The organism is Pseudomonas sp. TSO6 (assembly GCF_056098905.1).
Genome location: NZ_JBLZWV010000033.1, coordinates 23,790 through 49,178, shown reverse-complemented (window position 1 = coordinate 49,178; position 25,389 = coordinate 23,790). Strand labels below are relative to the sequence as shown.

The following is a 25,389-nucleotide window of genomic DNA, read 5'->3' as shown; positions in this document are numbered from 1 at the left end:
CGCAGCTCGCGATGCGCCGCGCGGGCGGCGCTCGATCTCAACACCACCACAAAAAACCAAGGCATGCACCTAGCAGCACCAACTGCCGCTCAAGTACAGTCTGCCCCATGGACAAATACGCCCCCCGCCAGTGGCTCCCCCACGAAAAACCCAGCCTGCCGGGCTCGCCCTCCACGCCCCTGCATTCGCCAGCCAAACGCCTGGCCTACGGGGTGGTCGGCCTGCTGGTGGCAATCACCGGTGGCCTGGGCAACGCGCTGGTCACCGCCAACCTGGTGTTCCTGCAGGGCGCCCTGGGCGCGACTACCGCAGAAATGGCCTGGCTGCCCGCCGCCTACGTCATGACCAACGTGTCCATCAACCTGCTGCTGGTGAAATTCCGCCAGCAGTTCGGCCTGCGCGCGTTCACCGAAGTGTTTCTGGTGCTGTATGCCTTGGTCACCTTCGCCCACCTGCTGGTCAACGACCTTAATTCGGCCATCGCCGTGCGGGCGGCCCACGGCATGGTCGGCGCAGCGCTCAGCTCGCTGGGGCTGTACTACATGATCCAGGCGTTTCCCGCGCAATGGCGGCTGAAGGCGATGGTGCTGGGCCTGGGCGCCTCGCAACTGGCGCTGCCGCTGGCGCGGATCTTTTCCGAAGACCTGCTGCAGATCGCCGAATGGCGTGGCCTGTACCTGTTCGAGCTGGGCCTGGCGCTGGCTGCGCTGGGTTGCGTCCTGATGCTCAAGCTGCCACCCGGTGACCGCTTCAAGACGTTCGAGCCCTTGGATTTCCTGACCTTCACCCTGATGGCCAGCGGCACCGCCCTGCTCTGCGCCGCGCTGTCGCTGGGGCGCATCGAATGGTGGCTGGAGGCGCCGTGGATCGGCGTGGCACTGGCGGCATCGATCGCCCTGATCTTCGCTGGCCTGGCCATCGAGCACAACCGGCGCAACCCGTTGCTGATGACCCACTGGCTGGGCAGCGGTGCGATCATTCGCCTGGCACTGTGTGTGGTGCTGATCCGCATGGTCACCTCCGAACAGTCCACCGGTGCGGTCGGTTTCCTGCAGGTGCTGAACATGGGCAGCGAGCAGATGCGCACGCTGTACTGGATCATGCTGCTGGGTGCGGTGGCGGGCCTGGCCAGCAGTGCCCTGACCATCAACCCCAACCACCTGGTGATCCCGCTGCTGGTCTCGCTACTGGCCATGGCCACAGGTGCGTTCATGGACAGCAGCTCAAGCAACCTCACACGCCCGGCGCAAATGTACTTCAGCCAGTTCCTGCTGGCGTTCGGCAGTACCTTTTTCCTCGGCCCTTCGATGGCCCTGGGCATCAGCCATGTGCGCGCCAACCCGCGCAACCTGGTGAGTTTTTCGGTGTTGTTCGGTATCTGCAACAACCTTGGCGGCCTGATCGGTGCGGCACTGCTGGGCACCTTCCAGACCTGGCGCGAGAAATTCCACTCCAGCCACCTGATGGACCGCCTCAGCTTCCTGGAACCGTTGGTTACCGCCCGCGTACAAAGCGGCGGCGCCGGCTACGGTGGCATCTTTGCCGACCCGGCCCTGCGCAACGAGGCCGGCATGCGTGTGCTGGCCAATGCCGCCACCCGTGAAGCGAATGTCATGGCCTACAACGATGTATTCGTGCTGATTGGCAGCATCGCTATCCTGACCATGATCTGGATCTGCATCCGTAGCACCTGGCTCTGGTACGCAAGACGCCAGACCACCTCCACAGACTCCACCCCCGGCGCGCCCACCCGATGACTGACGACACCCGCACCACGACCACCACCGCCATTGCCGAAACCCCGGAAGGCACCACACCGCCCAGCGAGCCGACCAGCCCGGGGCGCTCGCGGCGGGTGCGCATCCTGTCAACGATCAGCTTCGCCTGCGTGGCCCTGGCCGGCATCCTGCTGGTGCTGTATGCCTGGCGCCTGCCTCCATTCGGCAGCGCTATCGAAAGTACCGAAAATGCCTTGATACGCGGCCAGGTGACCATCATCGGCCCGCAACTCAGTGGCTACATCGTCGACGTGCCGGTGCACGACTTCCAGTTCGTCAGGGCAGGCGACCTGCTGGTGCAACTGGACGATCGCATCTACAAGCAGCGCCTGGCCCAGTCCATCGCCCAGTTGCAGCAACAGCAGGCGGCCCTGGCCAACAACCTGCAGCAGCGTAAAAGCGCTGAAGCCACCATTGCCCAGCGTCAGGCAGCCATTGGCGATGCCATGGCCCAGGCAGCCAAGGCCAAAGCCGACCTTGGCCGCAACCAGGCGCTGGTCAATGACGGCTCTGTGTCACGCCGTGAACTGGACCTGGCCCGGGCCAGTGAAGCCGCTGCCGTCGCCAGCCTGGCCCAAGCCAGAGCGGCGCTGGAAATCGCCCGCCAGGACCGGGAAACGGTGGTGGTCAACCGGGCCGCGCTGCAGGCCTCGGTGGAGAATGCCAAGGCGGCTGTGGAGCTGGCGCGCATCGACCTCGACAACACCCGGGTCACCGCCCCGCGCGACGGCCAGCTGGGGCAGATCGGTACACGCCTGGGGGCTTATGTGAATTCCGGCGCGCAATTGATGGCGCTTGTGCCCGACACCTTGTGGGTGATCGCCAACATGAAGGAAACCCAGATGGCCAATGTCCGCATCGGCCAACCGGTGAGCTTCACCGTGGATGCGCTCAACCACCTGAAACTTCAGGGGCATGTACAGCAGATCTCGCCAGCAACCGGCTCGGAGTTCGCCTTGTTGCAAGCGGACAATGCCACCGGCAACTTCGTCAAGATTGCCCAGCGGATTCCGGTGCGCATTACCGTGGATGCCGACCAGCCAGATGCCAAACACCTGCGGCCGGGGATGTCAGTGGTGGTCAGTATCGATACCCGTAACCAGGATTGATGTGCTTGCTGCCGGCCTACATCCACCAGGCCAGCACCACCGGCAGCCAGGCAAACGACAGCACCGTGGAACACATCACCAGGTTCGCCACCTGCTCTGGTTCACGGTTGGCTCGCACCGCCATCAGGTAGTTGAACACGGCCACCGGCATCGCCGACTGCACCACCAGCACCGCTCGCTCAAGGTTGTCCATGCCCAGCGCCGCCCCCACTGCCCAGCCCATCGCAGCCCCCAGGCCAATGCGCAAACCGCCCAGCAACAGGCCGCTGCCCACGTGGCGCAGGCGAATGCTGGCCAGCGATACCCCCAAGGTCAGCAGCATCAGAGGGATGGTCATGCCGCCCAGCAGGTATGCGGTGTTGGCCAGCCAGCGCGGCAGTTCGAAATCGAGAAAGATGATGGGCATGGCGCCCGCCAGGCTGATGACGATCGGGTTGCGCAACAGCGCCTTGAGCGAAGCCGCCGTGCCGGAAATGGCCATGCCGATGGTGAACTGCACGATCGACAGGGTCAGGAAAAACGCCACGGCCAGTGCCAGGCCGTGCTCACCGAAGGCGTACAGGCTGATCGGCAGGCCCATGTTGCCGGTGTTGGGGAACATGAACGCCGGCAGCAGTACTCGCCAATGCATGCCAGAAGCGCGACACACCAGCAACGCGGCCAGGGCCATGCCCAAGGTGCACAGCAGGCAAGCCACAGCCATGCTGGTGAAGGCATCCGGGTTCAGCTCGGTGCGGCTGAGGGTGGACAGCACCAACGACGGGGTTCCGACAGTCATCACAACCCGGGCGATGAAGTCGGTTGGGTAGTCCAGGCCTTTGCGGGCCCAGGCATAGCCGATGCCGGCGACGATGAAAACCGGGGCCAGGACTGCGAACAGCGACGCGAACATGATGGGCCTTCCTTGGTGTGGGTTCAGCATTATGCAGCAGTCCGTGAGAGGGCCGGGGTTGCTTTGCAGCCCAATCGCCGGCAAGTCAGCTCCCAAAGGAAGCGTGTTATTTCCAGGGCATGTGCAATACCTGTGGGAGCTGGCTTGCCGGCGATTGGGCCGCAGAGGGGCCCCAAGATGTCTGCCCAAGACACTTTCATGTCGCCCTTGGACTGCGGCGTCTCGTCGCATACCCGTGCCCCTTGGGCAAAAGCTTCCAAGCCCGTAGAATCCCGCTTCCTTTTCGCCCGTCGCCTTGAACGGTGGCAACCCGCAGCAATGACAGAGTCCGTGCCTGAACACATGAACGCACATGTGAAATAGGCTCAACCCTCCCCGCCCGGCCCATTCCCAAAGGGGCCAGCGGTTGAGTCTTGCCCAGGTCGCATCCGTGTCGCCACTCGCCCCCTTGTAGGGTCGAGCCGGTGTGCGCGTCCGAGAAGGCGCTCATTCCGCTCATCCAACTAGAGGTTCGTATGTCTCCGCGTTTGCTGGCCATGGCGCTGGCGCCCCTGCTCGGGCTGTTCATCATTGCCCTGGGCAACGGCTTCATGTCTTCGCTGACCACCCTGCGCCTGGGCGCTGCCGGTGAATCGGCCACCACCATCGGTGTCGTCTCGTCGACCTACTTCATCGGCCTGACCCTGGGCGCTATCTTCAACGACCGGCTGATCTTGCGCATCGGCCATATCCGCGCCTACACAAGCTTTGCTTCGCTGATCGCCGCGACCATTCTGCTGCAGGGGCTGTTCTACGATGTCACCTGGTGGTCGGTGCTGCGCCTGGTCAACGGCTGGGCAGCAGTCGGCGTATTCCTGGTGATCGAAAGCTGGCTGCTGCTGGCCGGTGACGCGAAAATCCGCGGCCGCCTGCTGGCGCTGTACATGATTGCCTTCTACGGCGCCGGGGTGATTGCCCAGGCAGGCCTGGGCGAAATCACCCAGCTTGGCGACACCGCACCCTTCATGCTGGCTGGCGTGCTGGCTGCCCTGTCTGTGCTGCCTATCGTGATCCTGCCGCGGGTATCGCCCCTGCTGGACCAGGTCGAACCCCTCAAACCCCGCCAATTGCTGGGTGTGGCGCCGTCTGGCCTGGTTGGCTGCTTTGGATCGGGCGTGGCGATTGCCGGTATCTATGCCCTGCTGCCGTTGTACCTGCAGCGCATCGGCCTGGCGGTGGGCGAGGTCGGCAACATGATGGCCTGGGTAATCCTCGGCGCCATGCTGCTGCAATACCCGGTGGGCCGCTGGTCCGACCGCAAGGACCGTCAGGACGTCTTGATCGCCCTGGCCGCGCTGTGCGTGGTGCTTTCGCTGATCACGGTATTCCTGCCGTCGGACTCTTTCCTGCTACCGGCCATGCTGTTCCTGCTGGGTGGTGGCGTGTTCACGCTGTACCCGGTGGCAGTCAGCCACGCGGCCGACCGGGCGCCTTCCGATGCGCTGGTACCGATGATTCAAGGCTTGCTGCTGATCAACTCGCTGGGTTCGGCCATGGCGCCGGTGGCGATTTCGCCGATGATGACCGAGTTTGGCGAGGCCGGTTTGTTCTGGGCCTTTGCCGTGGTCAACCTGGCCATGGTGTGCTTCTTCATGTGGCGCCGTGGCAAGCGCCCGGCCGCTGAGCACCCGGCGCCGTTCACCGCTTCGACCACCTTCTCGCCAACCGGTGCCGAGCTGCGGGTGACCGAAGACCTGATGCATGCGGCGCAGGAGCATCCGCCGCTGGAGCCGGTCGAAAACCCGGCGCCAGCACAGCGCTCAGAATCTCATTGATTCCAGGGCCGCTCTCACAGGAAATCGCATTTCCTTGTGGGAGCGGCCTTGCGTCGCGGTTGGGCTGCAAGGCAGCCCCTGAAATGACCACCCGTCGCCCAGAAGGCACCCCGCCACCCGTCGCCAGCCAAACGAATGACAGATCATCCGCAAAGGAGCATTCCCATGATCCGCATTCGCCCGCTTTCCCTGTGCCTGGCGCTGGCCTTGACCAGCCTCACCGGCACCACCTTCGCCGCCACCGACACCAACACCGACAGCCGCCCGCAAACCGATCAGTCTGGCGGCAAGACCGCCGGTGACGACAGCAGCGTCAACAGCCCCGGCAGCGGCCAGGACAACGACAGCAGCGACACCGGCAGCAACAGCGATGCCGCCGACGGGGCCAGTGGGGGTTCCAACAGCACGGGCGAGGCGACCGGCTCTGGGGCCGGGCACACCGGCGGCACCGCCGAGGACCAGGACAGCCACTAAGGCTCGCCTCGGCTACACTGCGCCCCAAAGCCCTGCCAAGGATCCGTCATGAACGTCAAACCGTGGCTGCTCGCCGCCCTGCTGCCTTGCACGGCGTTGGCCAACAGCAGTAACCAAGGGGCGCTGTCGATCAGTTCCTCGTCGTTCACCGATGGTGGGGTGATCGCCCTGCAGCAGGTCGGGCCGGACCCGGCCTGCGGCGCCGGAGAAGAGCGCACCCCGCAATTGAGCTGGGAAAACCTGCCCGCAGGTACCCGGTCGCTCGCGCTGATCATGTTCGATCCGGACGGCGGCAAGGGTATCGGCGTGGTGCACTGGGTCGCCTACAACATCGACCCGGAACACGATGGGCTCAAGGAAGGCATGGCGGGGCTCAGTGGGCAATACGTGACTGTGGGGCGCAACTCGCGGGGCACCCTCAGCTACCGGGGCCCCTGCCCACCCGCTGGCGACAACCCGCACCATTACGCACTGACCCTGATCGCCACCGACCTGCCGTTGGGCACCTTGCCCGAAGGCCTGGACCGCAATGGCCTGCTGCAGTTGCTACAAGGCCACGCATTGGGGGCGCAGAGCCTGGTCGGTCGTTATGGCCATTGAACCAATCAGTACAAAAACAAATGATCGGCCCCATAGCATTTATCCATTGAATGGCCCGGTAAAACTGAAGTAAGCTCGGGCTCATTCACTGGAGAGCAACATGCCAAAACACATCCGCAACCACGCCAACCACACCGGTCGCAACCTGCGCCCTGTGCTGGCCGTTGCCGGCTGCGTGGCACCTGCCAGCTATTACTTTGGGTATTGGTTTAGCCACTAGGCGCCGATACCCACACGGCGCCCACCTTCGAGGGGCCGCCGAACATGAGAATACTCAAACCCCCGGTCGGCTCCCCGACCGGGGGTTTTGCTTTTCAGGCCTTTGAACAACACCGATTCATATTGAGGACAGATTCATGAACTACGCCACTTACTACTACGCAAACACCTATGCCTGGCGATTTAGCCAATCCCGCTCGGGCCAGCCTGCCGCCTCCGATCGGTCTTCTACAGGTGGCAATGCCGCAGCCAATACGAATTCAACGATCTGTCGAACACCTCGATAGGGCCGACCACGCGGGCCAGAACCCGCCGTCCGCCCAGGGAAAAACGCCATGCAAGCTACCAACCTCGCCCTGCCCCTGACCCAGCCGCAAGCAGCCAACACCACCGTCAGCAAGCGCCTGCCCAGCCCGCACCTGCTCAAGCAGCAAATGCCGCTGTCCAGTGAACTGGCCCAGCAAGTCCAGGCCCACCGCCAAGCCATCCGCAACATCCTCGAAGGCCGCGACGAGCGCCTGCTGGTCATCGTCGGCCCATGCTCGATCCACGACCCACGCTCGGCCCTGGAATACGCCGACCGCCTGGCCGCCCTCAGCCGCGAAGTGGATGACAAGCTGCTGCTGGTGATGCGCGCCTACGTCGAAAAACCGCGTACTACCGTGGGCTGGAAAGGCCTAGCCTACGACCCGCACCTTGATGGCAGCGACGACATGCACTCGGGTATCGCCTTGTCCCGCGGGCTGATGCTGAGCATGATCGAGCGTGGCCTGCCGGTTGCAACCGAGCTGCTGCAACCGATGGCCGCCGGCTACTTTGACGACCTGCTGGCCTGGGCCGCGATTGGCGCACGCACCACCGAATCGCAGATTCACCGCGAAATGGTCAGTGGCCTGGAGCTGCCGGTCGGTTTCAAGAACGGCACCGACGGCGGCATCGCCATCGCCAGCGACGCCATGCGCAGCGCTGCCCACCCGCACCGCCACTTCGGCATGGATGCGCAGGGCCACCCGGCAATCATCGAAACCCTGGGCAACCCCGATACACACCTGGTACTGCGTGGTGGCCACAAGGGCCCCAACTACGATGCCAACAGCATCGCCATGGCCCGCCAGGCCCTGGCCAAGGTGGGGTTGCAGGCGCGGATCATGGTCGATTGCAGCCACGCCAACAGCGGCAAAGACCCGGCACGCCAGCCAGCGGTGTTCAACGAAGTGCTGGAACAACGCCTGGCCGGTGACCGCTCGATCGTTGGCGTGATGATAGAGGGGCACCTGTTCGATGGCTGCCAAGCGCTGGGCAAGGGGGCACTGAAATACGGCGTGTCGATCACCGACGGCTGCCTGGGCTGGGCCTCGACTGAAACCCTGTTGCGTGAGGCGGCACAAAAACTGTAAGCCGAGGTTGCGAGCCTGGCGAGACATACCCCAAGCAAGTGCGCTAGGCTTGCCTTTTTACCCCAAGGAGCAGTACCCATGGCCCGTGCAACCGCCCGCCACATCCTGGTCAGCAGCGAAGACAAATGCAACGAACTGAAAGCCCAGATCGAAGCAGGCGCCGACTTCGCTGAAATCGCCAAAGCCAACTCCACCTGCCCGTCCAGCCGTCAGGGCGGTGACCTGGGCACGTTCGGCCCAGGCCAGATGGTCAAGGAATTCGACACCGTGGTGTTCAGCGCCCCGGTCAACACTGTGCAAGGCCCGGTGAAGACCCAGTTCGGCTACCACCTGCTGGAAGTGACCAGCCGCCAGGACTGATTCACCCCTCCCGGTGATCAGACCCCCTGTGGGAGCGGGTTTACCCGCGAAGAGGCCAGACCAGACAACCTCGTTGCCTGCTCCGACGCATTCGCGGGTAAACCCGCTCCCACAAGTATTGTGGGGGCTTGTATTTTCGTGCATGGGCTTTACGGTCCAGGCCGCTCCCAGCCACGCCCTCACCGTCTACGACGAAGCCCCCCGCTACACCCCCGACTTCCAGCATTTCGACTACGTAAACCCCGACGCCCCCAAGGGCGGCATCCTGCGCCGCTCGGCCATCGAGATCGGCCAGTTCGACCATATCCTGCCGTATATCGACAAGGGCATCGGTGTCAGCGAGGTCGACGGCCTGCTATACGCGCCACTGGCGGTGCGCTCGTTCGATGAACCCTACACCGTCTATGGCCTGATCGCCCGAAACATGGAGCGTGGCCCGGACGATGCCTGGCTGCGTTTCGAGATAGACCCGCGTGCCACCTTCGCCGATGGCAAACCGGTGCGCGCCGAGGACGTACGGTTTACCTTCGAGCTGTTGATGAGCAAGGGCAGCCTTAAATACCGCACCCAGTTCGCCGACGTGACCGGCGTCACCGTGGAAGGCCCGCAGCACGTGCGCTTCGACTTCAAGGCCGACCACGGCCGCACCCTGGCGCTGGACCTCGCCAGCCTGCCGGTGCTGCCCGAACATGACTGGCAGCAGCGCGACTTCGCCAATGGTGCCGGCTTCGACAAGCCGGTCGGCAGCGGGCCGTACCGCATCGGGCGCATCGACAACGGCCGCAGCATCACCTTCGAGCGCAACCCGACCTGGTGGGCGCGCAACCTGCCGGCCAGCCGTGGCCGCTACAATTTCGACCAGCTGCGCATCGAGTACTTCGGCGACACCGAAGTGGCGCGCCAGGTGCTCAAAGGCGGTGGCTACGACTATAACCGCGAGTTCTCCGCCACCGCCTACACCCTGGGCTACAACGGCGCGCAACTGGACGACGGCCGCCTGCAACGCGCCCACCTGGGCCCGGCCAAACCGCAGGTTGCCCAGGGTTTCGTGTTCAACCTCGACCAGCCGCAGTTCAAGGACCGCCGCGTGCGCCAGGCGCTGGGCATGCTGTGGGACTACGAGTGGAGCAACCGGCAGATGATGCGCAACCTGTACATCCGCCAGCAGAGCGTGTTCTCCAACACCCCGCTGGCAGCCCGCAAGCTGCCGGATGCCGGCGAACTCAAGCTGCTCGATCCGCTGCGTGGCAAAGTACCGGACGAAGTCTTCACCACCGTGTTTACCGCACCGGTCACCGATGGTTCGGGGATTATCCGCAAGCAGCAGTTGCAGGCCCTGGCGCTGCTCGAACAAGCCGGCTGGCACCCCGAAGGTGACCGCCTGGTGAACAACCAGGGCACGCCGCTGGCATTCACCTTCCTCAACGGCCAGTCCGGCCTGGAGCGCCTGCTGCTGCCGTGGAAACGCAACCTGGCACAGATCGGCGTCACCTTGAACATTCGCAATGTCGATTCAGCCCAGTACGTCAACCGCCTGATGGCACGCGACTACGACATGATCGTCACCGGCTACCCGGTCACCCTGTCGCCCGGTGCCGAGCTGTACAACTATTTTGGCTCGGCAGCCGCCCACGACCCCGGCTCGAACAACCTGATGGTGTTGCAGGACCCGGCCGTGGACCACCTGATCGACGGCCTGGTGCGCGCCGACACCCAGGCCGACATGCTGCAGCACGCCCATGCCCTGGACCGGGTGCTGCAATGGAACTATTACTGGATCCCCAATTATTACCCGCCGGGCAGCTCTACCGCCTGGTGGAACCGCTTCGGCCTGCCCAAGGTCCAGGCCGCCTATGACGAAGGCCTGGACACCTGGTGGGAAGTAAGCCCCACCCCGCTGACCAACGCGCAAATGGCCGAACGCCGGAAGGCCACGCCATGACCACCTACATCCTGCGCCGCCTGTTGTTGATCATCCCGACGCTGCTGGCGATCTTGCTGGTGAATTTCGCCATCGTCCAGGCCGCCCCGGGTGGCCCGGTGGAACAGGCCGTTGCGCGGCTGCAAGGCCTGGGTGGCGGCTCACCCGGCGCCCGGGCGGAAGTGGTGCACAGTGAGTCGCGGGCCACTCGCGGCCTGGACCCGAAACTGATCGAAGAGATCAAGCGCCAGTACGGCTTTGACAAGTCCGCCCCCGAACGCCTGTGGTTGATGCTCGGCCAGTATGCCCGCCTGGACTTTGGCAGCAGCTTCTTCCGTGGTGCCAAAGTCACCGACCTGATCCTCGACAAGTTACCGGTCACCCTGTCGCTGGGCTTCTGGGCCACCCTGATCACCTACCTGGTATCGATCCCGCTGGGCATCCGCAAGGCCGTTCGCCACGGCAGCCGTTTCGATGCCTGGAGCAGCGCACTGATCGTGATCGGCTACGCCCTGCCCTCGTTCCTGTTCGCCTTGCTGCTGATCGTGCTGTTCGCCGGCGGCACCTCGCTCAACTGGTTCCCGGTACGCGGCCTGGTCTCGGAAAACTTCGACGAACTCAGCCTGCTGGGCAAGGTGGCCGACTACTTCTGGCACCTGGTGCTGCCGGTCGGGGCCTTGGTGATCGGCGGTTTCGCAACCCTTACGTTGCTGACCAAGAACGCCTTCCTGGACGAGATTTCCCGCCAGTACGTGGTCACCGCCCGCGCCAAGGGCCTGAGTGAGCGCCGGGTGTTGTACGGCCACGTCCTGCGCAATGCCATGCTGCTGGTGGTGGCCGGGTTACCGCAGGCACTGATCACGGTGTTCTTCGCCGGGTCATTGCTGATCGAGGTGATCTTCTCGCTCGATGGCCTCGGCCGCCTGAGTTACGAGGCCGCCGTGTCGCGGGATTACCCGGTGGTGTTCGGCACCCTGTTCATCTTCACCCTGGCGGGCCTGTTGATCCGCCTGATCGGTGACCTGTCGTACACCCTGCTCGACCCGCGTATCGACTTCGACACGAGGGCGCACTGATGCTTTCGCCCGTCTCGCGCCGCCGCCTGCAACGCTTTCGCCGCAACCGCCTGGGCTGGGTCTCGCTGTGGCTGTTCGCCGGCCTTCTGCTGTTGTGCCTGTGCGCAGAGCTGGTGGCCAACGACAAGCCGCTGCTGTTGGGCTACAAGGGCGACCTGTATGTGCCGGCGCTCAAGCGCTATAGCGAGCAGGAATTCGGCGGCCAACTGCCATTCCAGCCCGACTATCGCAGTGCCTATGTACGGCAATTGATCGCAGGCCAGGGCGGCTGGATGCTGTTCGCGCCCATCCCGTTCAGTGCCGATACGCCCAACTACGACCTGCTGGTACCCACCCCCAGCCCGCCCAGTGCGAGCAACTGGCTAGGCACCGACGACCAGGGCCGCGACGTGCTGGCTCGGGTGTTGTATGGCACGCGGGTATCACTGCTGTTTGCCTTTGCACTGACCGTGGTCAGCGTGTTTATCGGCGTGGTGGCCGGCGCGTTGCAGGGCTACCACGGCGGCTGGGTCGACCTGCTCGGCCAGCGCCTGCTGGAGGTGTGGTCGGGGTTGCCGGTGCTGTACCTGCTGATCATCCTCAGCGGTTTTGTCGAGCCGGATTTCTGGTGGCTGCTGGGCATCATGGCGCTGTTCTCCTGGCTTGCCCTGGTCGATGTGGTGCGCGCCGAGTTCCTGCGTGGGCGCAACCTGGAGTACGTGAAAGCCGCTCGCGCGCTGGGGTTACCGGACAGCCAGGTGATGCTGCGGCATATCTTGCCCAATGCCATGAACGCCACGCTGACCTATGTACCGTTCATGCTGACCGGGGCAATCACCACCCTGACTGCACTGGATTTTCTCGGTTTCGGCATGCCGGCCGGGAGTGCCTCGCTGGGTGAGCTGGTGACCCAGGGCAAGCAACATCTGGAAGCACCGTGGCTGGGCTTTACGGCGTTTTTTGCGCTGGCGGTGATCTTGTCGTTGCTGGTGTTTATCGGCGATGCCTTGCGCGAAGCGTTCGACCCCAGAGGATGAGTTATCAGGCCCGTCCTCTTCGCGGGTAAACCCGCTCCCACAGGACCTCCACATACGCTGAATCTTCGGACCTGCCTTTACTTGACAAGGAGCTTGGCATGACCCTCACAGGCAAGACTGCACTCGTCACCGGTTCCACCAGCGGCATCGGCCTGGGTATCGCCCAGGTACTGGCCCGCGCTGGCGCCAATATCGTGCTCAACGGCTTTGGCGACCCGGCACCGGCCATAGCCGACATCGCCCGCCATGGCGTGAAGGTGGCTCACCACCCGGCCGACCTGTCGGACGTGGCCCAGATTGAAGCGCTGTTCGCCCTGGCCGAACGGCAATTCGGTGGCGTCGACATCCTGGTCAACAACGCCGGCATCCAGCATGTAGCGCCGGTGGAGCAGTTCCCGCTGGAAAGCTGGGACAAGATCATTGCCCTGAACCTGTCAGCCGTGTTCCATGGCACGCGCCTGGCCCTGCCGGGCATGCGCACGCGCAACTGGGGGCGCATCATCAACATTGCCTCGGTGCATGGCCTGGTCGGCTCGACCGGCAAGGCGGCCTACGTTGCAGCCAAGCATGGTGTGGTCGGCCTGACCAAGGTGGTAGGCCTGGAAACCGCGACCAGCAATGTCACCTGCAACGCCATCTGCCCCGGCTGGGTGCTGACCCCGCTGGTGCAAAAGCAGATCGACGATCGTGCTGCCAACGGTGGCGATCCGCTGCAAGCACAGCATGATCTGCTGGCCGAAAAGCAACCATCGCTGGCGTTTGTCACCCCCGAGCACCTGGGTGAGCTGGTACTATTCCTGTGCAGCGAGGCCGCAAGCCAGGTTCGCGGCGCCGCCTGGAACGTCGATGGTGGCTGGTTGGCCCAGTGACGGGCAGCCTGGGCCTGGCGGCGGGTTCGCATTCGTTTATCTGCAAGGAGGCCCTATGCGCCCTACCCCGATGACCGCAATTCTGGCCCTCACCCTGGCTGCCGCCACGCCTGTGATGGCGGCCAGCCTGAAGGACGTCGCGCCTTACCCCGAAGCGGACAAAGGCTTTACCCGGCAGGTTATCCACCTGCCGGCACAGGCCGATGAATCGGCCTACAAACTGGAAATCCTCGCCGGCAAGACCTTGCAGGTTGACTGCAATCGCCAGCGCCTGGGCGGCAGCCTGGAAGAACGCACCCTGGAAGGCTGGGGCTACAACTACTACCGCCTGGACAAAGTCAGCGGCCCGGCCAGCACCCTGATGGCCTGCCCGGATGGCAAGAAGACCAAGGCCTTCGTGCCAGTGATCGGTGACGGCTTCCTGCTGCGCTACAACAGCAAGCTGCCGGTGGTGGTGTATGTGCCCAAGGATGTCGAGGTGCGCTACCGCATCTGGTCGGCGTCGCAGGACGTGCAAAAGGCTAAAGTCGAATAACTACCGCGGCCCCTGCAGGAGCGGCCTTGTGCCGCTCCTGCAAGGCGAATCTATCAGGCATAATGCGCCCCTTTTTTCGCGCCCGAAGCACAGGTACCTCATGAAAGCCCAAGCCCGCCACATCCTGGTCAAGACCGCTGACGAAGCCGAAAAGCTCAAACAGCGCATCGCCAACGGCGAGGCTTTCGACGTGCTCGCCAAAAAGTTTTCTATCTGCCCTTCGGGCAAGCGCGGCGGCGACCTGGGCGAAGTCCGCCCGGGCCAGATGGTCGGCGCTATCGACCAGGTAATTTTCAAGAAACCTTTGCGTGTGGTGCACGGGCCGATCAAGAGCAAGTTCGGTTACCACCTGGTGCAAACGTTCTACCGCGATTGATGGCAGCGGGCCACCTGACATTTTTGCCAGTTGCCCCGTCACCCAACATTACATACAACTCCGGCAGGGCCGAAGCCGTCCTGCTGGCGTCGCTTCAGGTAGTGGACCCTTGAATGGACCCGGAGACCTGCCTATGCGATGCCCCCGCTTGCTGCTGCCCTTCCCCCTGCTGGCACTGCCATTACTGGCTCATTCCCAATCCCTGACGGTTACCCCCGGTGAAACCCTTGGTGCCCTCGTGCAAACCAATACCGCTGATGAGTTCACCCTCAGCGGCGGAACGGTCCAGTCATTGCAACAAGGCAATGGCCAAGACACCTTCACCATGTCTGGCGGCACGCTAGGGTCATTGAACCAAGGCGGTGACATGGACACGTTCACCATGACCGGCGGCACCATCACGGGCGCTTTTGAAGATGGAGACACGGCGTGGTTCAAAGGCGGCAGCATTGGCCGAATCGATCTCAAGCTCGCTGACAACTTCCTCGAGATTTCGCAAGGGCTCGGTGTCGAAACCGTTGTTGTTGGCAACGTGGTCAGCGGGCTTGGCAACGACACGATCATCATGACGGGCGGCACCGTCGGCGGTGATATCAGTACCAGTAGCGGCGTTGACAAGATAACCATCAGCGGCGGCACGCTCAAAGGCGAAATACGCACTGGCAACGGCAAGGATGAATTTACCTGGACGGGTGGCCAGATCGGTAAGCGGGTCATCATGGAGAATGACGATGACACCGCCATCGTCCGCGCCCTCGACCTGGGCAACTCTGCCGTTATCCTGGACGGCGGTACCGGCACGGACACACTGACGTTCGAGCAGAGTCGGGTCGGCCAAGGTGCGTCGTACATAAACTGGGAGTCCATCAACCTCCAGCAAGGCAGCCGGCTCACCCTCAACGACACGCTTACACTGGGAGACCTGGGCAGCGATCAGCCACGCGTGATCCCGGCCACTGGGACCGGGACCCTGCAAATCGATGCAAGCAGCGCGCTGAACAGCCGTCAGGGCAGCATCGTCAGCATCCAGAGTGACAGCAAGGTATCGGTAGTCAACGCCGGCACCGTCGACCTGAGTCGTGGCAACGACGCTCAAGGCCGCCTGACCGTTCAGGGCGATTACACCGGTAACAACGGCACCCTGCGCCTGAATAGCGTGCTGGCAGGCGATGGCGCTGCCTCCGACCGCCTGGTGGTCAGCCGTGGCGCCATTAGCGGCTCCACGCAATTGCTCGTCAACAACCTCAATGGCGCGGGTGCAGCAACTGCACAGAACGGCATCCAGGTTGTCGAAGCCCGTGACGGCGCCACCAGCACTGCCACTGCATTCGTGCAGACGCAAACGCTATCGGTGGGTGCCTATGACTACCGGTTGTTCAAAGGTGGTGTAACCGCTGGCAGCGAAAACAGCTGGTACCTGCGCTCGACGCTGGTTGCGCCACCTGCTCCGGCACCTGTACCCGAGCCCGAACAACCCACACAACCTTCACAGCCGGGCGAGCCACCTGTGATAGCACCGGCCCAGACACCACCTGTTGCCGCACCGGCACCTGGCCAGGTCGACCTGCCCGCCCCCGTGCAAGGCGAAAGCCTGCCGCTGTATCGCCCGGAAGTCCCGGTTTACGCTGCCGTTCCAAGAGGCGCTGCGATCATCGCCCGCCAGGCCTTGGGCACCTTCCATCAACGCCAGGGTGACCAACAGTTGCTCAAAGGCGAAGGCGCCCTGCCTGCCAGTTGGGGGCAGGCCTACGGCGGCACGCTGCGTCAGCAATGGAGCGGTACGGTCAGCCCGAGCCTGGATGGCGACCTATACGGTTTCAAGGTGGGCCAGGACCTGTATGCCAAGGTCGACGACAACGGTTACCGCCAGCATGTCGGCGTCTACGTCAGCCATAGCCGCCTGGACGCCGACGTTAAAGGTTTCGCCCTGGCCGTGAAAGACCGCAGCGTGGGTGACCTCAAACTCGATGGCGACAGCGTCGGCACATACTGGACGCTGGTCGGGCCGCAAGGCGCGTACCTGGATGCAGTGTTGCAGTACACCCGTCTTGATGGGCGAGCCCGCTCGGACCGCGGCGACAAGCTGGACATGGACGGCCACGCCTGGACGGCGTCGCTGGAGTCCGGGTACCCCATTGCCCTGTCCGAGCGCTGGATGCTGGAGCCGCAAGCCCAGCTGATCGCACAAAAAGTTTCGCTCGACAGCGCAAGCGATAACATTTCGCGCATCAGCCATGACGCCCAGGTCGAGCTGACGGGTCGCTTGGGTGTGCGCCTGGAAGGTGCGTTCACGGGAAGCAGCGGGCGCCTGCTGCAGCCCTATGCGCAGGTTAACCTGTGGCACGGCGACGGTGGCCGCGACACCTTGACCTTCGATGGTGTCGACAAGATCAAGACCGACTACCGCTACACCTCGGTACAACTGGAAAGCGGCGTGGTGGCGCAGGTCAGCGAAGCGCTGAGCCTGCATGGCGGCGTGCAGTACACCGCCAACCTGGACAGCCGCCAGCAGGAAGCCAGCGGCGTCAACCTGGGGGTGCGCTGGCAGTTCTAGCGGCGCGCCGCCAGCAAGCCGAGGCCGGCGCAGCCCAGCAGGGAGGCGCTGACCCGGTTGAACACGCGGCGCGGGCCAAGCTGGCTGAACCAGCGCTGCATGTAGGCGCCCAGGCCTGCATAAAGGGCAATGGCCGCCCATTCCAACAGCAGGAACAGCGCGCCCAACCACAGAAACTGCTCGCTCACCGGGGTGGCGCTGCCGACTGTGACGAACTGCGGCAGGAACGCGGTGAAGATCAGGATGGCCTTGGGGTTGCCGGCCGCCACCCAGAACTCCTGGCGCGTCAGGCGCCAGGTGCCACGCGGGTGGTCCGCTGCCACCATAGCCTCGCCTACCGGTGCACGCCACAGTTGCCAGGCGATGTAGAACAGGTAGGCCGCACCCACTACCTTGATGGCCATGAACAGGTATTCACTGGTATGCAGCACCACGGCCAGGCCCATGGCCGCCAGGGCGATCATGCCGCTGAAGGCGACAATGCGACCACCCCCGGCCACGCAGGCCGTGCGCAGGCCGTAGCGGCTGGCGTTGTGCAGCGACAGCAGGTTGTTTGGCCCCGGCGCCATGTTCAGGGCAAAGCAGGCGGGGATGAAAAGCAGCAGGCTTGAAAGGTCCATTGTTGTTTTCCTTTGGCAACAGGCGTCTATTTCGGCGTGTGCCGGGCCTTGCGGTCAAGTTACAGCCAGCGATAAAAACTGTATGGGTACGCGGCACCTGTTACGCTGCCGGCGAAATAGAGGACCTTGTGATGCCCCGCTCCCACGCCGCGCTTTGGCGCGACCCGGCACTCCCGCATGTGGAAAGCCGCCGCGCCTGTCATAGCCGGGCCTGTTACAAGGCCCACAGTCACCCAACGTTTTCCATCGGTGCAGTGGATGCCGGCCACAGCCATTTCAGCGGCGCCGCGAATGGGCAGGAACGCCTGACACCCGGTACGCTGGTGCTGGTGCCAGCCCACCGCGTACATGCCTGCAACCCCGAGCCCGGGCAAGCCTGGAGCTACCAGATGCTGCATGTGGACGCCGACTGGCTGACACACGTGCGCCTGGAGTCGGGGCTGGGCGGCGCCGGGCCCGGCGAACCGGCGCGTATCTGCCGGGCGCCGGCGGTGTATGGTCAGTTCTGCGAGCTGAACAGGTTGCTGTTCTCCAGCGCCAGCAACAGTGAGAAGGATGCTGCGCTGATTGCCTTTGTGGGTGATCTGGACTTTTCCGCACAAGCCCCTCTGACGGCAGCCCCCGCCTTGGGGGCGACTGCGTTGAGCGGGTTGATCGCGCGCCTCGAAGGGCAAGACCCCGCGCAACTGTGCCTGGAGGTGCTGGCCCGCGAAGCCGGCCTTGGGCGCTACCAGCTGATCCGCGCGTTCCGCACCGCCACTGGCTTGACCCCGCATGCCTATGTGCTCAATGCCCGGATCAATCGCGGGCGGCAGTTGTTGGGTGAAGGGCTGGCGTTGGCGGAGGTGGCCTACCGCCTCGGGTTCGCCGACCAAAGCCATTTCCAGCGGGTATTCAAGGCCCATGTGGGCGTGACGCCAGGGCAGTATCGGGATGTGCGCAGCCCTTGAGATCCTGGGGGCGCTCTGCGCCCCTATCGCGACGCAAGGCCACACACATTGAACGGCATACGCAGGACCTGTGGGAGCGGCCTTGTGTCGCGATAGGGCTGCGCAGCAGCCCCAAGGCACTACCACGCAATATTCTTCAATACGCCTGACAAGCCCGGCAGCAGACTGCGGCTTCTCCCGCAGAGCCGCGCCGCCCATGCAACAGTTTCTGATCATCGCCCTCGCCCACTTCCTCGCCCTGCTCTCACCTGGCCCGGACTTCTTCCTGGTCGCACGCAGCTCGATCAACAGCGGCTGGCGCATCGCCAGCGGCGCCTGCCTGGGCATTGCCCTGGCCAATGGCGCGTTCATCGCCATCGCCTTCACCGGCCTGTCGGTGTTGCAGGAAGGCAGCCTGCTGTTTACGTCCCTGCAACTGGCCGGCGCCAGCTACCTGCTGTACATCGGCGTGCTGTTCCTGCGCCATGCCGGGCAAACCAGCCTGCGCTCAGTCACTGACAACCAGCGGGTTCAAGGCTGGTGGCACAATCTGGGCATGGGCTTCTTGTCCGGCATCCTCAACCCCAAAAACGCGCTGTTCTATGCCAGCCTTGCCAGTATGGTAGCCAGCGCCAGCACCGGCTGGAAATCGGCCTACGCCGTGTGGATGTTCAGCATCGTCCTGCTCTGGGACCTGCTGGTGGCCGTGGCCATCGGTAACCAGCGGGTACTGCGGCGTTTCGCTCGCAGCCTGCCGTGGCTGGAGCGGGCCTCAGGGCTCATGTTGGTGATATTGGCTGCGGCGCTGGTGCTGCATCTGGCCCGGGGCTGACCAGTTGCAAGGTGCGCATGTCCATCAAGGTAAAGTGGCCACTCGCCCAGCCCCCCGTGTCCAGGTGCCAGACATTACCCAGCAGCTTTGCCTCCAGCACCGGCGTGTGCCCGACCAGCAAAGCACGCAGGCCCTGCACCGGTTGGGTATCGCCTTCCTTCAGGCGCCGGCGCGACCACTGGCATACCTCGCGTACCTTCGGGTCGTGATCCAGCTCCAGCTCCAGCCATGAACGCAGCACTGCCCAATCAGCAAACGGGCTGTCTGCATGCAGCAACCCGACCAGGCCGGCCGCGCTTTCCACTTCGATGGCAATCGGTAACTGCTCGAAGCGCTCCACGAAGCGCAATTGTGCGGCCCGCGGCAGGTCCAGGAACCAGCTGCCACCCGCTGCGCGGTACATGTCCAGGTCAAGCCGCCCCCCACGCACGCGAGTGATTGCCAGCGCCTCATGGTTACCTTGCACCGCATGGAACCAAGGCTGCGCGAGCCACTCCAGCACGACCTCGCTGTGCGGCCCCCGGTCGACCAGGTCGCCTACACTGAACAGGCGGTCTACTGCGGGGTCGAACCCCACCGCTTCAAGGCACTGTTCCAGGCGCTGGAAGTGACCATGGATATCGCCCACCGCCAGGTCACGCCCCCGGATATTGGCGAGCAACCGCCGAAACCGTCCCATTACAATCTTCCTCTGCAGGTGCTGCCATGGCGGGCGTAAAATGGAAACACCCCCAATCTACCCCGGAGGTGCATCATGCGTACCGCCCTCGTGTGTGCCGTGCTCATGGCGCTATCACTGAACAGCATGGCACAAGGCTCCCCGGCCGCGCAGGTCGAGGTGCGCTTCGACCACCCGGAACAATTCCGCGACGCCAGCCTGGACAGCCACGGTTATGAGCGTGGCGCCGACGCCTATGTGATGAAGTCCCTTACCCAGTACCTGCAAAAGCTCGGTCAGCGTTACCTGCAACCGGGCCAGCAGCTGGTCATCGATATCCGTGACATCGACCTGGCCGGCCGCTTCGAGCCCTGGCACAGCCAGGCCTACGATGTGCGTTTCATGCGCGAGATCACCTGGCCGAGCATCGACCTCACCTACACCCTCAGCCAGCCGGGCAAACCCGCCCAGCAGGCCGAGGAGCGGGTCAGCGACAAGATGTACCTCAGCCGCCCCGGCCGGGTCGCCAGCAGCAGCGACCGCCTGTATGCCGAGAAGGCCATGCTCGACGACTGGTTCCGCCAACGCTTCGCGACGCACCCGGCAAGCTGAAAAAGCCTTCACTGGTACAGGCGTTGGTGCCGATAGTATGCTCGACCCTTCAACCTGTACCAGGGAAGGGTATTTCATGAAACTGTGCGCCGTACAACTGGCGTCGCTCAAGGGCGATTTGCCAGGCAACCTCCAGCGTCATCTGGCCTGCATCGAGCAGGCCGCGGCCCTTGGCGCGGCGCTGGTGGTGTTCCCCGAACTGTCGCTGACCGGCTATGAACCGAGCCTTGCGCGCCAGGCCGCCTTGCCGGTCAGCTCCGAGCGACTGGGCCCGTTGCAGGCAGCCTGTGACCGCCTGGGTATCACCGTGGCCGTTGGCCTGCCGTTGCCGACACCCGAAGGTATTCGCATCGGCATGCCCATCTTCAGCCCCGGGGCACCGCGCCAGGCCTATGCCAAACGGCGCCTGCATGATGACGAGCTGCCCTACTTCACCCCTGGCGATCAGGCACTGCTGCTGCAGGTAGGCGACCATCATGTGGCACCGGCGATCTGCTACGAATCGATGTTCATGGCCAACGCGGCCGCCGCCCGCGAGCACGGCGCCGACCTGTATCTGGTCAGCGTGGCGAAAACCGCCAAGGGCATCCGCGAGGGATACGCACATTACCCGGAGGTGGCGCGTGAACTGGGCATGCCGATACTGATGGCCAACTGCGTGGGGCCAGCCGACACCTTCATCGGTGCGGGCGGTTCGGCAGCGTGGGACAGCCAGGGGCGCTTGCTGGCCAGCCTGGACGACCACAGTGAAGGGCTGATCATGCTGGACACTGGCAACGCCAGCGCAATGGCCCTGCCTTTGGACCCACACCCGGCATGATCTATCTGTTTCTGGCGTTGCTGAGTTACACCTGCACCTACTACCTGGTCGGCTTGCTGATCCAGGGCCAGCTTGCCGATGTGGCCGAGGGTTTGCGCCATCGGCCCGATGCACCGAAACCGGGCGAGTACCTGCGTGCGGTCAAGGCCCATGCACGTCGGGCCCATCGGCAGTACACCCTGATGGCTGGCTCGGCGCTGGCGTTACTGGCCTGCCTGGTCGCCAGCTGGTTCAGCTGACGCCTACAGGTCCAGCGCCAGGCTTTGCCGGCCCTCCAGCGCCAGCAAGTACTGCTTGGCCGCCAGGCCACCGGCAAAGCCGGTCAGGCTGCCCGAAGCACCGATCACGCGGTGGCACGGCGCGATGATCGAGATCGGGTTGCGGCCATTGGCGGCGCCTACCGCTCGCACCGCGCTGGGGTTGCCGATCTGCCGGGCGATGTCGCCGTAGCTGCGGGTTTCACCGAAGGGTATCGCCAGCAGCGCGGCCCACACCTGGCGCTGGAACTCGGTACCGGCGAAATCCAGCGCCAGCTCGAAGCGCTGGCGTTTGCCCGCAAAGTACTCGCCAAGCTGCCGCGCGGTGTCCAGTAGCACCGGGCACTGGTCGTCACGGTGCAAGGCACCGAGGCGCACGCGGTTTTCCCGTTCCTCTTCCCACAGTACGGCTGCCAGGCACTGGCCGCGGGCAACCAGGGTCAGGGTGCCGACGGGCGAATGCATGAAGGTGAATGCGCTGGACATGAGCGGGTTCCTGCCTGTTTGCGTTCGGCGTACTGTACGCATCCACAGCCCTGCACGCACCCGCTTTCTTGCTCAGGTAATTGCACAACCGCCAATCCGGCGCGCCTCCCTGAGGTTGACCCTGGGGATCAGCTCGGCTGGAATCCGCGAGATCGACGACAGGTTGTAAACGTGGAAGTGCTCGTTCACGACCTCCCTGGCCATCAGCGTCAACGACGGCAGGATGCGGCTGTCCCAATGCTGGTCGAGCCCACACGGCGAACACTGCCCCTGGCCGTTCTCGTAGAAGCGGCTGACGCTCTGATCCAGGTCCACCCCCACCAGCAACACTTCTTCGAAGCCCAGGTGATAGGCCAACTGCAAGGCCACGTACGCCACTGTGCGGGCGTCGAAGAAACCCTGCGCCAAGTCTTTGCTGAAGGCAATCGAGCGGCTGCGTTTGCTCCACAGGGTGCGGTTGCACACGCAGCTGTCACCATGGCCACGCAACCCGTCCAGCAGGCCCGGCGTATCCGCTTTATGCAAGGCATAGCACTCGGTGCCTACCGGCACATCGGCACCCGCATACTGCTCGGGCCACAGCGCCAGGCGCTCGCTGTCGCGCAAGGCAGTGGCAAACAAGGCCGGCTGTTGCTGGCTGAAGCTTTTGTCGGTACACACGTAGAAGAAAGGCTGAATGCCATGTTCGGCGGTCATCGCAACCGAACCGTTCATGGTGATGATGGGCAAATGGGCGAATTCGCCCAGCGGAAAATGCTTGGCAGAGGCACCAGAGGCAAGGATCACCACAGGGCCCTGTTGGGTATTGCGACACGCCTCGAAACTGGAGAACGCCCCGCGTTCAGCACCTGGCTGCGACGGAAGTGTGTTCATCAATGGCATCTTTAACTGGACAGTACAAGCCACAATAACCAGCCGTGTATGGCCCGTGGCCGCTTTTACCTAACTTTACCCACCTGAACATAATCGACCGCCATGTCCTTGACTGGCGGGGTTCTGAAGCGCTGCACAGCGCTCAGACGATGCATGTTCAATGCCGCCTGGTTCGACTTAGGCCATCTCAGCAGACCACTTGGCCCAAGGGTTGTTCCCCCCACTTTGGATCAGGAATACCGATTACCACCCTGGAGGTGACAAACGGGCCGCCGCCATTTCATCAAACACGGTTTTATTCATGAGCCTGCTTGATGCTTATCACTGGTGAGACTAATACTTAAGTCTCTGCCTGGGGAGGCACGAAACATGCAAACCAGATTCGTTATCGTTCCTGCGGTGCCGATAGAAAAGGAGTCGTTCCGCGTGGGTAGCCGCTACTACGCCGCTACCGTGTGTGGAGGGTTCGACATTTATGACAACCAGGCGAAGGAGCGGCTCACGCCGAGCTACCCGAGCCGGACGGATGCGCAGGTGCAGTGCGAGCAATTGAACAAGCGAAGTGAAGTGGGGTGATCGTGGGCGCTCGACATGCAGGCGCCCGTGCGATCCCTGCAGGCGCAACCAGAGGCCGCACAGCAGCCCCCGGTGTCTACTCAAATTAACTGTCAGCCCAGGAACAGCTGGTACGCCGGGTTGTCAGTCTCATCCCAATACCGATACCCCATCTCGTCCAGCGCCAACGGCAAGCTTGCCAACTCATCCCCCGGCACCTCAAGCGCGGCAAACACCCGCGCCTCCGCCGCGCCGTGGTTGCGGTAATGGAACAGGCTGATGTTCCAGCGCTTGCCCAGCCGCTCCAGGAAGCCCAGCAGCGCCCCTGGGCGCTCGGGAAACTCGAAGCGCAGCACCCGCTCATCAGCGCCCGGCGCTGCGTGGCCGCCCACGGTATGGCGCACATGCAGTTTGGCCAGCTCATTGTCGGTCAGGTCCAGCACGCTGTAACCCTGCTCACGAAGGTTGGCCAACAGCTGATCACGCGGGTCGTGCACCGGGTGAGTCTGCACGCCGACGAACAGGCGCGCTTCCTTGCCTGGGTAGTAGCGGTAGTTGAATTCGGTGATCTGACGCTTGCCCAGCGCCTGGCAGAAGGCGCGGAAGCTACCTGGCTGCTCGGGGATGGTCACGGCGATGATCGCCTCGCGCTGCTCGCCCAGTTCGGCCCGCTCGGCCACATGGCGCAGGCGGTCGAAGTTGACGTTCGCCCCGGAGTCAATGGCCACCAAGGTCTGCCCTTGCACGCCTTCGCGTGCCACGTACTTCTTGATCCCGGCTACGGCCAGGGCACCAGAAGGCTCGGTGATCGACCGGGTGTCGTCGTAGATGTCCTTGATCGCCGCGCACAACTCGTCACTGCTGACGGTTACCACTTCGTCGACAAAATGCCGGCACAGCTCGAAGCAATGGGCGCCGATCTGCGCCACCGCTACACCGTCGGCGAAGGTGCCGACCTGCGGCAGGATCACCCGCTCGCCGGCGGCCATGGCGGCCTGCAGGCAGTTGGAGTCCTCCGGCTCGACGCCAATCACCTTCACCTCGGGGCGCAGGTACTTCACGTAGGCAGCAATACCGGCGATCAGCCCGCCACCGCCCACCGGTACGAAAATGGCGTCCAGCGCGCCCGGGCGCTGGCGCAGGATCTCCATGGCCACGGTGCCCTGCCCGGCGATCACGTCCGGGTCATCGAACGGCGGCACAAAGGTGGCGCCTTCGCTGTCGGCCAGCGTCAGGGCATGGGCCAGGGCGTGCGGGAAGCTCTCACCGTGCAGCACCACATGCCCGCCGCGCGACCGCACCCCCTCCACTTTGAGTGACGGCGTGGTGGTCGGCATGACGATGGTGGCCTTCATGCCCAGGTGCGACGCCGCCAGGGCCACGCCCTGGGCATGGTTGCCCGCCGAGGCGGTGATTACCCCACGCTCGCGCTGCACAGCACTCAGGCGTGACAAACGGGTGTAGGCGCCGCGGATCTTGAACGAGAAGGTAGGTTGCAGGTCTTCGCGCTTGAGCAGCACCTGGTTACCCAGGCTGGCAGACAGTGCAGGCGCGGCTTGCAGCGGCGTTTCGATGGCCAGGTCGTACACCGGCGCGGCCAGAATGCGCCGCACCTGCTCCGACAGCAGTTGCTGGGGGGTGACGGTAGGACGAGGGACGCTGAAGCTGGTCATCGATGACTCCTTGGCTTTTTTATGTTGCCCAGGAGTCAGAGAGAAAAAACCCGCCTCCAGGGCGGGTTCGGTGCACGTACGCGC

General features: G+C 63.9%; 26 protein-coding genes. 20 read left to right on the top strand and 6 right to left on the bottom strand.

Going from position 1 to position 25,389, the window contains the following annotated elements; all coding sequences use genetic code 11:
• Positions 1-107: 107 nt before the first annotated feature.
• Positions 108-1,757: an MFS transporter gene (locus ACN6NG_RS13145; protein ID WP_197898924.1), complete on the top strand. Its 1,650-nt coding sequence runs from the start codon at positions 108-110 to the stop codon at positions 1,755-1,757.
• Positions 1,754-2,887, top strand: a complete 1,134-nt coding sequence (locus ACN6NG_RS13140; RefSeq protein ID WP_474314328.1) for an HlyD family secretion protein — start codon at positions 1,754-1,756, stop codon at positions 2,885-2,887. The genes ACN6NG_RS13145 and ACN6NG_RS13140 overlap by 4 nt, the downstream gene beginning before the upstream one ends.
• Before the next feature lie 16 nt (positions 2,888-2,903).
• On the opposite strand, the gene ACN6NG_RS13135 is transcribed toward ACN6NG_RS13140, so the two are convergent.
• Positions 2,904-3,779 carry an AEC family transporter gene (locus ACN6NG_RS13135; protein ID WP_474314326.1) on the bottom strand — a complete coding sequence of 292 codons (876 nt, stop codon included), beginning with the start codon at positions 3,777-3,779 and terminating at the stop codon, positions 2,904-2,906.
• Positions 3,780-4,294: 515 nt separating this feature from the next.
• Here ACN6NG_RS13135 and ACN6NG_RS13130 point away from each other — a divergent pair.
• The 12 genes from ACN6NG_RS13130 to ACN6NG_RS13075 all read left to right on the top strand — a co-directional run bounded on the left by ACN6NG_RS13130 (position 4,295) and on the right by ACN6NG_RS13075 (position 16,990).
• Positions 4,295-5,593 carry an MFS transporter gene (locus ACN6NG_RS13130; protein WP_353455318.1) on the top strand — a complete coding sequence of 433 codons (1,299 nt, stop codon included), beginning with the start codon at positions 4,295-4,297 and terminating at the stop codon, positions 5,591-5,593.
• A 165-nt stretch (positions 5,594-5,758) separates the two neighbouring features.
• Positions 5,759-6,067 (top strand): hypothetical protein, encoded by a 309-nt coding sequence (locus ACN6NG_RS13125; RefSeq protein ID WP_028613899.1) that lies wholly within the window; start codon positions 5,759-5,761, stop codon positions 6,065-6,067.
• Between the two features lie 48 nt (positions 6,068-6,115).
• Positions 6,116-6,667: a YbhB/YbcL family Raf kinase inhibitor-like protein gene (locus ACN6NG_RS13120; RefSeq protein WP_016499507.1), complete on the top strand. Its 552-nt coding sequence runs from the start codon at positions 6,116-6,118 to the stop codon at positions 6,665-6,667.
• A gap of 554 nt (positions 6,668-7,221) precedes the next feature.
• On the top strand, positions 7,222-8,283 hold the full coding sequence (locus ACN6NG_RS13115; protein WP_063424138.1) for a 3-deoxy-7-phosphoheptulonate synthase: 1,062 nt from the start codon (positions 7,222-7,224) through the stop codon (positions 8,281-8,283).
• A 78-nt stretch (positions 8,284-8,361) separates the two neighbouring features.
• Complete coding sequence (locus ACN6NG_RS13110) at positions 8,362-8,643, top strand: peptidylprolyl isomerase (RefSeq protein WP_063424137.1); 282 nt, start codon at positions 8,362-8,364, stop codon at positions 8,641-8,643.
• 142 nt (positions 8,644-8,785) lie between these two features.
• Entirely contained in the window at positions 8,786-10,585 is a 1,800-nt protein-coding gene (locus tag ACN6NG_RS13105) for an extracellular solute-binding protein (protein ID WP_063424136.1), read from the top strand.
• Positions 10,582-11,640: a microcin C ABC transporter permease YejB gene (locus ACN6NG_RS13100; protein WP_474314320.1), complete on the top strand. Its 1,059-nt coding sequence runs from the start codon at positions 10,582-10,584 to the stop codon at positions 11,638-11,640. The genes ACN6NG_RS13105 and ACN6NG_RS13100 overlap by 4 nt, the downstream gene beginning before the upstream one ends.
• Positions 11,640-12,656: an ABC transporter permease gene (locus tag ACN6NG_RS13095; RefSeq protein WP_016499502.1), complete on the top strand. Its 1,017-nt coding sequence runs from the start codon at positions 11,640-11,642 to the stop codon at positions 12,654-12,656. The genes ACN6NG_RS13100 and ACN6NG_RS13095 overlap by 1 nt, the downstream gene beginning before the upstream one ends.
• A 98-nt stretch (positions 12,657-12,754) precedes the next feature.
• Positions 12,755-13,525, top strand: coding sequence for a 3-hydroxybutyrate dehydrogenase (gene hbdH, locus ACN6NG_RS13090; RefSeq protein WP_063424133.1), 771 nt, complete (start codon positions 12,755-12,757; stop codon positions 13,523-13,525).
• Between the two features lie 55 nt (positions 13,526-13,580).
• The gene (gene eco, locus ACN6NG_RS13085; RefSeq protein WP_063424132.1) at positions 13,581-14,060 is read left to right on the top strand and encodes a serine protease inhibitor ecotin; all 480 of its coding nucleotides are present in this window, start codon (positions 13,581-13,583) and stop codon (positions 14,058-14,060) included.
• 100 nt (positions 14,061-14,160) lie between these two features.
• On the top strand, positions 14,161-14,436 hold the full coding sequence (locus ACN6NG_RS13080; protein WP_016499499.1) for a peptidylprolyl isomerase: 276 nt from the start codon (positions 14,161-14,163) through the stop codon (positions 14,434-14,436).
• A gap of 133 nt (positions 14,437-14,569) precedes the next feature.
• The gene (locus ACN6NG_RS13075; RefSeq protein WP_474314315.1) at positions 14,570-16,990 is read left to right on the top strand and encodes an autotransporter family protein; all 2,421 of its coding nucleotides are present in this window, start codon (positions 14,570-14,572) and stop codon (positions 16,988-16,990) included.
• Here the strand turns inward: ACN6NG_RS13075 and ACN6NG_RS13070 are convergent.
• Positions 16,987-17,610, bottom strand: coding sequence for a LysE family translocator (locus tag ACN6NG_RS13070; RefSeq protein ID WP_474314313.1), 624 nt, complete (start codon positions 17,608-17,610; stop codon positions 16,987-16,989). The genes ACN6NG_RS13075 and ACN6NG_RS13070 overlap by 4 nt on opposite strands.
• Before the next feature lie 131 nt (positions 17,611-17,741).
• On the opposite strand from ACN6NG_RS13070, the gene ACN6NG_RS13065 reads away from it, so the two are divergent.
• Together ACN6NG_RS13065 and ACN6NG_RS13060 are read left to right on the top strand one after the other, a co-directional pair.
• The gene (locus ACN6NG_RS13065) at positions 17,742-18,560 is read left to right on the top strand and encodes a helix-turn-helix transcriptional regulator (RefSeq protein ID WP_474314311.1); all 819 of its coding nucleotides are present in this window, start codon (positions 17,742-17,744) and stop codon (positions 18,558-18,560) included.
• 196 nt (positions 18,561-18,756) lie between these two features.
• Positions 18,757-19,371, top strand: a complete 615-nt coding sequence (locus ACN6NG_RS13060; RefSeq protein ID WP_016499495.1) for a LysE family translocator — start codon at positions 18,757-18,759, stop codon at positions 19,369-19,371.
• Here ACN6NG_RS13060 and ACN6NG_RS13055 read toward each other — a convergent pair.
• Positions 19,319-20,050 (bottom strand): metallophosphoesterase, encoded by a 732-nt coding sequence (locus tag ACN6NG_RS13055; RefSeq protein WP_041167703.1) that lies wholly within the window; start codon positions 20,048-20,050, stop codon positions 19,319-19,321. The genes ACN6NG_RS13060 and ACN6NG_RS13055 overlap by 53 nt on opposite strands.
• A 75-nt stretch (positions 20,051-20,125) precedes the next feature.
• Here ACN6NG_RS13055 and ACN6NG_RS13050 point away from each other — a divergent pair, with 75 nt between their 5' ends.
• The 3 genes from ACN6NG_RS13050 to ACN6NG_RS13040 all read left to right on the top strand — a co-directional run bounded on the left by ACN6NG_RS13050 (position 20,126) and on the right by ACN6NG_RS13040 (position 21,700).
• A complete protein-coding gene (locus ACN6NG_RS13050) occupies positions 20,126-20,641 on the top strand; it encodes a DUF3016 domain-containing protein (protein WP_063423759.1) in 516 nt (171 codons plus the stop codon).
• 76 nt (positions 20,642-20,717) lie between these two features.
• Positions 20,718-21,461, top strand: a complete 744-nt coding sequence (locus ACN6NG_RS13045) for a carbon-nitrogen hydrolase family protein (RefSeq protein ID WP_474314308.1) — start codon at positions 20,718-20,720, stop codon at positions 21,459-21,461.
• Positions 21,458-21,700: a hypothetical protein gene (locus ACN6NG_RS13040; RefSeq protein WP_063423761.1), complete on the top strand. Its 243-nt coding sequence runs from the start codon at positions 21,458-21,460 to the stop codon at positions 21,698-21,700. Before ACN6NG_RS13045 ends, ACN6NG_RS13040 begins: the two co-directional genes overlap by 4 nt.
• Positions 21,701-21,703: 3 nt before the next feature.
• Here the strand turns inward: ACN6NG_RS13040 and ACN6NG_RS13035 are convergent, their stop codons facing one another.
• A complete protein-coding gene (locus ACN6NG_RS13035) occupies positions 21,704-22,204 on the bottom strand; it encodes a methylated-DNA--[protein]-cysteine S-methyltransferase (protein WP_016499489.1) in 501 nt (166 codons plus the stop codon).
• A 72-nt stretch (positions 22,205-22,276) separates the two neighbouring features.
• Positions 22,277-23,077 carry a lipopolysaccharide biosynthesis protein gene (locus ACN6NG_RS13030; RefSeq protein ID WP_474314305.1) on the bottom strand — a complete coding sequence of 267 codons (801 nt, stop codon included), beginning with the start codon at positions 23,075-23,077 and terminating at the stop codon, positions 22,277-22,279.
• 369 nt (positions 23,078-23,446) lie between these two features.
• On the opposite strand from ACN6NG_RS13030, the gene ACN6NG_RS13025 reads away from it, so the two are divergent.
• On the top strand, positions 23,447-23,653 hold the full coding sequence (locus ACN6NG_RS13025; RefSeq protein ID WP_041167701.1) for a hypothetical protein: 207 nt from the start codon (positions 23,447-23,449) through the stop codon (positions 23,651-23,653).
• Between the two features lie 92 nt (positions 23,654-23,745).
• Here ACN6NG_RS13025 and ilvA read toward each other — a convergent pair whose 3' ends face one another.
• The gene (ilvA, locus tag ACN6NG_RS13020; RefSeq protein ID WP_197898914.1) at positions 23,746-25,305 is read right to left on the bottom strand and encodes a threonine ammonia-lyase, biosynthetic; all 1,560 of its coding nucleotides are present in this window, start codon (positions 25,303-25,305) and stop codon (positions 23,746-23,748) included.
• Positions 25,306-25,389: the final 84 nt, after the last annotated feature.